This window comes from Phenylobacterium sp. (assembly GCF_036495085.1).
Lineage (GTDB): Bacteria > Pseudomonadota > Alphaproteobacteria > Caulobacterales > Caulobacteraceae > Phenylobacterium.
In genome coordinates this window covers 62,446-70,223 of the sequence record NZ_DASXNL010000051.1, presented here as the reverse complement: position 1 = coordinate 70,223, position 7,778 = coordinate 62,446, and the positions used below count along the sequence as shown (strand labels likewise).

The 7,778-nt window shown below is 68.1% G+C and carries 4 protein-coding genes and 1 pseudogene; 1 reads left to right on the top strand and 4 read right to left on the bottom strand.

The features are described from left to right. Positions 1-219, bottom strand: a pseudogene (locus VGI62_RS07010) (IS110 family transposase); the annotation flags it as partial. Between the two features lie 320 nt (positions 220-539). On the opposite strand from VGI62_RS07010, the gene VGI62_RS07005 reads away from it, so the two are divergent. Next, a complete protein-coding gene (locus VGI62_RS07005; protein WP_331503687.1) occupies positions 540-2,234 on the top strand; it encodes a class I adenylate-forming enzyme family protein in 1,695 nt (564 codons plus the stop codon). A 571-nt stretch (positions 2,235-2,805) separates the two neighbouring features. On the opposite strand, the gene VGI62_RS07000 is transcribed toward VGI62_RS07005, so the two are convergent. The 3 genes from VGI62_RS07000 to VGI62_RS06990 are packed head-to-tail and all read right to left on the bottom strand — an operon-like array spanning position 2,806 to position 7,494. Then, positions 2,806-3,957: a serine hydrolase domain-containing protein gene (locus tag VGI62_RS07000; protein WP_331503686.1), complete on the bottom strand. Its 1,152-nt coding sequence runs from the start codon at positions 3,955-3,957 to the stop codon at positions 2,806-2,808. 2 nt (positions 3,958-3,959) lie between these two features. Then, positions 3,960-4,235 (bottom strand): hypothetical protein, encoded by a 276-nt coding sequence (locus VGI62_RS06995; RefSeq protein ID WP_331503685.1) that lies wholly within the window; start codon positions 4,233-4,235, stop codon positions 3,960-3,962. 31 nt (positions 4,236-4,266) lie between these two features. Continuing rightward, a complete protein-coding gene (locus VGI62_RS06990) occupies positions 4,267-7,494 on the bottom strand; it encodes an AAA family ATPase (protein ID WP_331503684.1) in 3,228 nt (1,075 codons plus the stop codon). Between the last annotated feature and the right edge of the window lie 284 nt (positions 7,495-7,778).

The following is a 7,778-nucleotide window of genomic DNA, read 5'->3' as shown; positions in this document are numbered from 1 at the left end:
CCGGTGGATCCAAAAGCCGTCCAGGCCAGCCTCCTGAATGACGATGATCGGAAACCGCGCGCCAGTCCGCGCACAGGCCTTCTCCTGGAGCTGGGAGAACCGCTCCAGCAAGCCCGCCATATCGGCCGCCGTCACCGCGTGTTTGGACATCTTCTCCCCGCCGCCCGGCGACAAGGACGTGATCAACCAACTCGAGCGAGACAGTCGCCGCGACGCCATTGACGAACTTGACTTCGCCGATGAACTCCCATCCGGGCGCGGCGCCGGCGCGATAGAACGAGCCGTATTCGATGAAGACGGTGCTTTCGGCCCTGTGGCCACCGCCAACTTTATCTCCGAGGGAATCCTCCAGCAGGTTGCGGCTGCCCGGGGAGTCCCACAGGTGATGGTGAGGATCGCGGATCGGGAGGTGCGGTTCGAGGACCTCCTCTACCGGAGCGGGGTTCGGCATGGGCGTGCTCACTCTGGCGTGAGATGACCATGCAGCTTTGCCAACCCTGGTTACACTGCCGATGTGTTGAAGCGGGAGGGAACGAGAAATGCGGACGCGCGAAGAGGTGGTCGCCGCCTTGACCGGGCCCGGTGGGGGCATGTTCGAGCTGACGGAAGACCGCGCGCTAGGCTATCCAATTCGCGTGTATGCCCATGCGCCGCCGTCGCTCCGGGCATTGTTCGAAACGACGAGAGCTTACGGGGATCGCCTCTTCCTCATGTATGAGGACGAGACGCTGACGTTCGAGGAGCACTACCGCAAGGTCGCCTCGCTGGCGCACTATCTGATCGCGCAGGGTGTCCGGAAGGGCGATCGCGTCGCCATCGGGATGCGCAACTATCCCGAATGGATCATCAGTTTCTGGGCGTGCCAGGTCATCGGCGCGATCTCCGTGTCGCTCAATGCGTGGTGGACGGGACCGGAGTTGGAATATGCGCTGAAAGATTCCGCGCCTGCGGCGCTGCTGATCGACGGAGAGCGGTTCGAACGCATCGCGCCATTGCTCCAGAACCTCGACATCAGGACGATCCTCGTCGCGCGCGCCGACGGGATGGATTTCGCCGGCGTCGATTTCGAAAAGGCGGCCGACGGCGCCGCCACCGAGCTGCCGGCCGTCGCCATCGGCCCCCAGGATCTCGCGACGATCCTCTACACCTCGGGCACGACCGGCAATCCGAAAGGCGCCGTCGCCAACCAGCGCAACCACGTGACCAACATCTACAACACCATGCTGGGCGGTCAGGTCGCGCGCCATCTGGCGGGCCTCGCCGATCAGCCCCCCGATCCCGACGCCCCCCAGCCCGGCGCGCTGCAGACGTTCCCGTTCTTCCACATCGGCGGCCTGTCCGGGCTCTACGTCTCGACGGTCTTCGGCTCGAAGCTGGCGCTCATGTACAAGTGGGTCCCCGCCGAGGGCGTGCGCCTTGTGGAGACCTACAGGCTCTCCAGCGTCGCCGGCGCCCCGATCGTCGTGCGCCAGCTCCTGGAGACGGCGATGGAGACGAAGGCCGACATCTCCTCCCTGATCGGCATCGCGTCGGGCGGCGCGCCCGTGCCGCCCGACCTCGTGCGCACCATTGGCGAGCAGTTCGAGCAGAAGGCCGCGCCGGGCAATGGCTACGGGCTGACCGAGACGACCAGCGCGATCATCGCCAACAGCGGGGCCGACTACCTCGCCAATCCAGAAAGCGTCGGCCGCCCGGCGCCCACCGCCGACATCCGCATCGTGGACGACGACGGTAACGAGGCGCCGCAGGGATCGGTCGGGGAGGTCTGGATCCGCGGGCCTAACGTGATCCCCGGCTACTGGAACAATCCGGAAGCCACCGAGGCGGCGTTCGGCGGCGGCTGGTTCCGCAGCGGCGACCTCGGCTATCGCGACGCGGAGGGCTTCTACTACGTCGTCGACCGCAAGAAGGACGTGATCATCCGCGGCGGCGAGAACGTCTACTGCGCCGAGGTGGAAGCTGCGTTGCTCGAACATCCGCTGGTGAAGGACGCGGCGGTCGTCGGCGTGCCGGACAAGATGTATGGTGAGGAAGTCGGCGCCCTCGTCCAGGTGCGCGCCGAGGACAACCGGCCCGGGACGGTCGACGAGCTCAAGGAGAGCCTGGGTCCAAAGCTGGCAAAGTTCAAAATCCCCACCTTCTTCGAACTGACGGAAGAAGATCTGCCTCGCACGGCGACCGGAAAGGTCCTGAAGCGGGAAATCCGCGAGAAGTGGTTCGCGCACAAACGGTAGTCTCGGATGGAAGACACAGAACCTCGCCTGCAACATCAGTCGAACGCTGCGATCCGCATGGGTTCAAGCTGAAGGTCGGGTGCGGAGCCGATTGGAGCTCCAGGCGGATCTTTCTACCGACGCCGCTGATCGATTGGACGAAAGGACAGGAGGCAGCAACGAGCTCCCGAGCGGAGCGACGCCAAGTGAGGGAGTGGGTGACGGCGCCGATTCTGAAGCATGCGGCCGATCCTCGTCGACCGACTGCGATTTCAACCAGGCCGCCCCGCGCCCAGCTAACCCCATGAAGTGCCTCAGAGCACGTAGAGAACGCAGGCACCCGACAGCGTCGATCAGCTCAGGACCGAGCAGCCGCCCATTGACCCATTAGAGAACAAAATCCGCCATGAGCTGAAGTTGGCTGCAAAGCAGAAAGCTGTCCGGCATCGGCCGCAAGTACGGCAGGTTCGGCGTGGAGGCCTGCCTGGAACCCCGCGCGGTCCTTGCGTACCGGGGAACTCTTCAGATTCCGGCGGACTTCGAGACGTCGTGGCAGTCTTCCAGCATCTGCAAGCGCATCGCGACGGCACGGTTAGTCCTCCAGGGCGCGTATCCCTTCGCCCAGCGCCCCCCAGAGCCCGTCGAAGCGCGGCTCCGGGCCGCCGCGCCCGGCCGTGAAGATCAGGTTGTTCATCGCATAGCCGGCGCTGACGCCGGTGCGCCGATCGATCACCCCGAACGAGCCGCCGGCGCCGCCCCAGTGCACGCAGCTCGGTGTCGGCCCGCGGAAATCCGCGCCCTCAAGACCCAGGCCCAGTCCGAGATTGATCTGTCCGAATAACCAGTCGCGGCCACTGGCCTGCAGGCGGAAGGCCTCGTCCAGGGTCGCCTCGGATAGATAGCGGACGCCGTCGAGCACCCCGTTCGCGGCGCCGATCGCGCCCAGGCGGGCGATGCCGCGACCATTGCTGTAGCCGTTTCCGCCCGGATTCTCGGCGCTGAGGCGCGCCCAGTCGCTTACGGGGCCCTGATTGCGGCTTTGCATGGTCTGCATGACGCGATTGCCGACAGGATCGTCGTACGGGGCGGGCGGCGTCGGCGCCAGGACCCCCGCCGGCGCCAGCCGGGCGATCTGGTCCTTGCTGCGCAGGCCAATCTGCAGGTCGATGCCCGCCGGTCCGGCGATCTCCTCGCGGAAGAACTGGGCGGGCCGTCGGCCATCGACCCGACGCATGATCTCGCCGAGCAGGTAGCCGTAAGTCACCGGGTGATAGGCGATCCGGCTCTCGCCGCCGAACCAGTGCGCCTGGGCGGCGATCTTGGCCGTCGCCACCTCCCAGTCGAGCAACTGTTCCAAAGAGATCGGCGGGTTGAACTCCGGCACGCCGGCCCGATGGGTCATGGCCTCGCGCACTGTGACCCGATCCTTGCCGCCAGCGGCGAACTCCGGCCAGTAGGTCGCGACCGTCGCGTCCAGATCGACCAGTCCACGGTCGATCAGGATCAGGAAGGCCAGGATCAGCGCGATCTTGGTCGACGACATCAGGACGACGATGGTGTCCTGCCCCCACGGTCGCGTGCGGTCGAAGTCCGCATAGCCGGCCCACAGGTCCACCAGTGGCTCGCCATGCCGCATGACCGCCAGGGAGGCGCCGACCTCAAGGCCGGCGTCGAAGTTACTCGCGAAGCTGTCCTTCAGCCGGCCGAAGCGCGGATCGCAGACGCCGTGAATCTCGAGGGTCATGGTCAGAGGGTCTCGGCGATGGCGCGCATGGCGGCACAGACGGGGCTGACGCGCGGGTCAGCCAGCCGGTCGATAGCGAAGTTGTTCGGCGCATAGCCGTCGCGCGCCCAGGGCCTGGTGCGCGCCACGTGGGCCCACCCGGCCCAGAGGTCGACCACCGGCTCGCCATGCAGCGTCGCCGCCAGCGAGGCGCCCAGTTCCTCGCCCGCTTCGAAATTGGCGATAAACGCGTCCCGCAAAGGCGTGAAGCGCCGATCGCAATCGCCGTGGATTCCCATCTCGGATCCCCCCCACCCTGCTCCCACGGGACTAGCCCGTCGCCTGCAACAGTCTGGCGGCCGGCTGCGCCAGGAACGCCGCGCGGAGCTCATCGCTCGGCGCCGCCTCGGCCAGGGTCCTGAGCATCGCGCCGGCGGCGTCACGATCCGCCGCGGCCGGGGCGAGCGCGCCCAGCCCGTCATGTGCGATGGACCGGCCCGCCAAGGCGCGCCAGTGCAGGTGTCGGCAGCCGCTCGTCTCGCAAAAGGCGATCACGCGGCCCGCCTCGCCCACGGCCTCGTCCCAGCGCCCCAACTGGACGAGGCAACGGGCGATCAGCTCGCCAAGCTCCGCGGCCATCAGCACCCGGCCCTGCTCGGCCAGTTCGGCGCGGGCGCGGCTCGCCAGTTCGAGCGCGCCGAGGGCGTCGCCGGTCCCCAGGCTCAGTCGGGCCCTGGCTGGCCCGCCGATCCTCGCATCCGGGGCGATCTTCTCGATCAGGGCGACGGCTTCAGCATGACGCTCGGACCCGGCGCAGAAGCTTACCATGCCGTTGGCCATCATCTCGATCATCCAGACACGGTTGATCGCACGGCACTCAGCCATCAGGGGCTCGGCCTCCGCCAGCACTGCATCGACGGCGCCCAGCTGGCCTTTGAGGAGGAACCGTCCCAGGCGTTGCAGCGCCCGGCCGAAGCGATGCGCGCCCGCTGTGACTTCCTGGTCGATCGAGGCGGAGGCATCGCGGTAGCGGCCGAGATCGATCAGGGCGAAGGCCTTGAAGGTGGGATACTGCACCGGCGGGATGTCGAGGCGCGCGGCCGTGGCGATCGCCAGATCGCAGAGTTCTATGCTGCGCCCCAGATGGCCGGCGTTGCGGGCCGGAACGATCATCCAGAACAGATGCTGATTGAGCCGGATCGGGTCGCGCAGCGCCTCCAGCCGCTTCAGGATCTCCTCCGCCCGTGTCTCGTATTCGGTCGGACTGAAGGTGGCGACGCGAAGGCTCAGCGTCGCCACGTCGAGCGACAGGACTTCGTCGCCGAGCGCGTCTGCGATGTTCCGCGCCTCGGCCATGTTCGCGTAGGCGGTTTGGCGATAGTCGACCCAGTAGTCGACGAAATGGGCCGTCAGCATCAGAGCGCTGGCCAGCGCCTTCTGATCGCCGGCGTCCCGGGCCAGGGCAATCGTGCGTTCGCAGGCGTCCCGCGCCAGGGCCACGTGCTCCGGGAGATCGAGCGACAGACGGTAGTGCGCGTCGGCGAGCAGCCTCTGCGCGGTCAGCTCCAACGCCTTGTCGTGGGCGGCGCGGGCAAGGCCGAGCAGCTTTTCGAGATCGGGCAGCGCCTCGGCGCCGCGATAGAGGTCGACGAACAGCGCCCCGCGCTGGCGCAGGAGCGCCACGTAGCCTTCGACGTCCTCGCCCAGGGCCAGGCCCTCGCTCAGCGCGTGCAGCGCGTCGTCGATCCGCGCCGCGCCGCGCAAGGACAGGCCGCGCAGGGCCTGGATCCGCGCCCGCGAGCTGCGGTCGCCCTCGAGGGCCACTTCGTCGGCCATGTCGAGCAATTTCAGCGCGTCCTCGAAGGCCACGGCGTCGACCGCCCGTTGCGCCGCCGACAGCAGGAAGCGGGTGGCCACCTCCGGGTCAGCAGCCGCACCGGCCTGATAGAGATGGTAGGCGATGTCGCCCACATCGCGGCTGGCCGCCGTGGGCCCGCCGGCCTGCAGCGCCTCGGCCACCCGCAGGTGCAGCCGCTGGCGGCGCGGCAGCGACAGGCCACCCAGCAGGGTCTGGCGGATCTGCTCGTGGACGAACTGGTAACGCGCCTCGCGCCCGACCGACACGTCCTCCACCAGCGAAGCGGCCTCGGCCTGGTCCAAGGCCTCGAGCAGCGGGTCCTCGGCCATGTCGGCGATGCGGACCAAAAGGTCGTAGCTGACCTGCCGCCCAGCCACCGCCGCAGCGGTCAGCAGCCGACGGCATGCATCGCCGACCTTGGCCAGGCGGTGTTCGATGATCAGCCGCACCCCACGCGGCACCTCGGTGTCGGCGATCGTGACGCCGGGGCGGAAGGCGCCGTCCTCGCCGAACAGCTTCTTGGTCTCGTCAAGGTGGCGGTAGAGTTCCTCGATGAAGAACGGATTTCCCTCCGTCTCGGCGACGATCAGCGAGACCAGTTCCTTCGGCGGCGTCTGCCCCGCGCGCCCCTCGAGGAGGGCGGCCACATCGTCCTTGGTGAGCCGCTCGAGGACGATCTCGCTTGCCAGCCGCTCCCGCACCAGGTCGTGCAAGGTCTGGGAGAAGGGTTGGGTCGATTCGAGATCGGTCGCGCGGTAGGTGCCGATCATCAGGACCGGCGAATTGTGCAATCGCTCTGCCAGGTGACGCAGTAGGCGGCAGGTCGACTCACCGGCCCAGTGCAGGTCCTCGAAGACCAGCAGCATCGGCTGGGCGCGCGCCGCGCGGTCGATAAATTCGCCGCAGCCGTGCAGGAGGTAGCGGCGCTCCTGGTCAGGCGGCAGGGCCACGGGCTCGGGGATGTCGGGGAACTGGTGCTTCAGCTCCGGCATCAGCCGGGCGAGCTCGGGCGCATTCTCGCCCAGCGCGGCGCGCAGGTTGTCCTGGTTGACCAGCCGCGCGGCCTGCTCGATCTGCTCAAGCAGTGGCTGGTACGGCGGCGCGCCCTCAGCCTGTACGCAGCGACCTGTAAGCGCCAGCAGGCCCTTCTGCCGCGCATGGGCCTCGATCTCCTTGACCAGCCGCGACTTCCCGACGCCGGCCTCGCCGGACAGCAGCACCAGGCCACCGGCCCCGCCGGCCGCCTGGCCTGTGCGATCGCAGAGCTCGGCGAACTCCTCGCCGCGGCCGACAAACGGTGACAGCTCGCGCCCGGCGCGGCTCGCCGGCGGGCAAAAGCGGCGGATGGCCCCCACCAGCGCCTCGACGGAGTCGCCCGCCCCGGTCATGTCGATGGTTTGGGTGAGGCGGAAGGCCAGCGGCGGCCGGACCGGATCAATGGCCACCGGCACCAGGATCCCGCGCGTCAGCCCTTCATTGGCCTCGCTACGCACCCAGTCCGAACCCACCGAATGGCTGGACCAGACCACGACGATGCACCTGGCCTCGTCAATGGCGGTCTCGATCTCACGGTCGAAGGTGGCGCCTGCATCGATTTTCCGGTCCCACCACACCGCCCAGCCGCGGCGCTCAATGGCCTCAACGAGAGGTTTGACCCGGGCCCTGTCCTGGGACGAATACGAGACGAAGACTTCGGACATGTGGATGCCCCTCCATGCCCGGTCACATTGCATCCTAGCCATGGCGAGCGGCCGCCAGCAAGGCCCCGCCCGCCGATCCGCGTCCGGCTCATTTCATCGTCGCCGGCGCGTCGACGCCTCCCGGCGGATGGAGGCGCCGGGGCGGGGCCCTTTCTCAGATGCTTGCAACGGCTTGCCAGACCCCTGCCTCGGCCTGCTGGCGTGATGAGCCTGGATCCTTTGTGGCACCTTTGGGGAGGCAAGGTTTCAGGCTACACACCGCGCTGGCGATCCCTTCCGCAGGA

Coding starts and splice junctions, on each gene's coding strand:
- VGI62_RS07005 (WP_331503687.1), top strand. CDS start 540: ATGCGGACGCGCGAAGAGGTGGTCGCCGCCTTGACCGGGCCCGGTGGG.
- VGI62_RS07000 (WP_331503686.1), bottom strand. CDS start 3,957: ATGACCCTCGAGATTCACGGCGTCTGCGATCCGCGCTTCGGCCGGCTG.
- VGI62_RS06995 (WP_331503685.1), bottom strand. CDS start 4,235: ATGGGAATCCACGGCGATTGCGATCGGCGCTTCACGCCTTTGCGGGAC.
- VGI62_RS06990 (WP_331503684.1), bottom strand. CDS start 7,494: ATGTCCGAAGTCTTCGTCTCGTATTCGTCCCAGGACAGGGCCCGGGTC.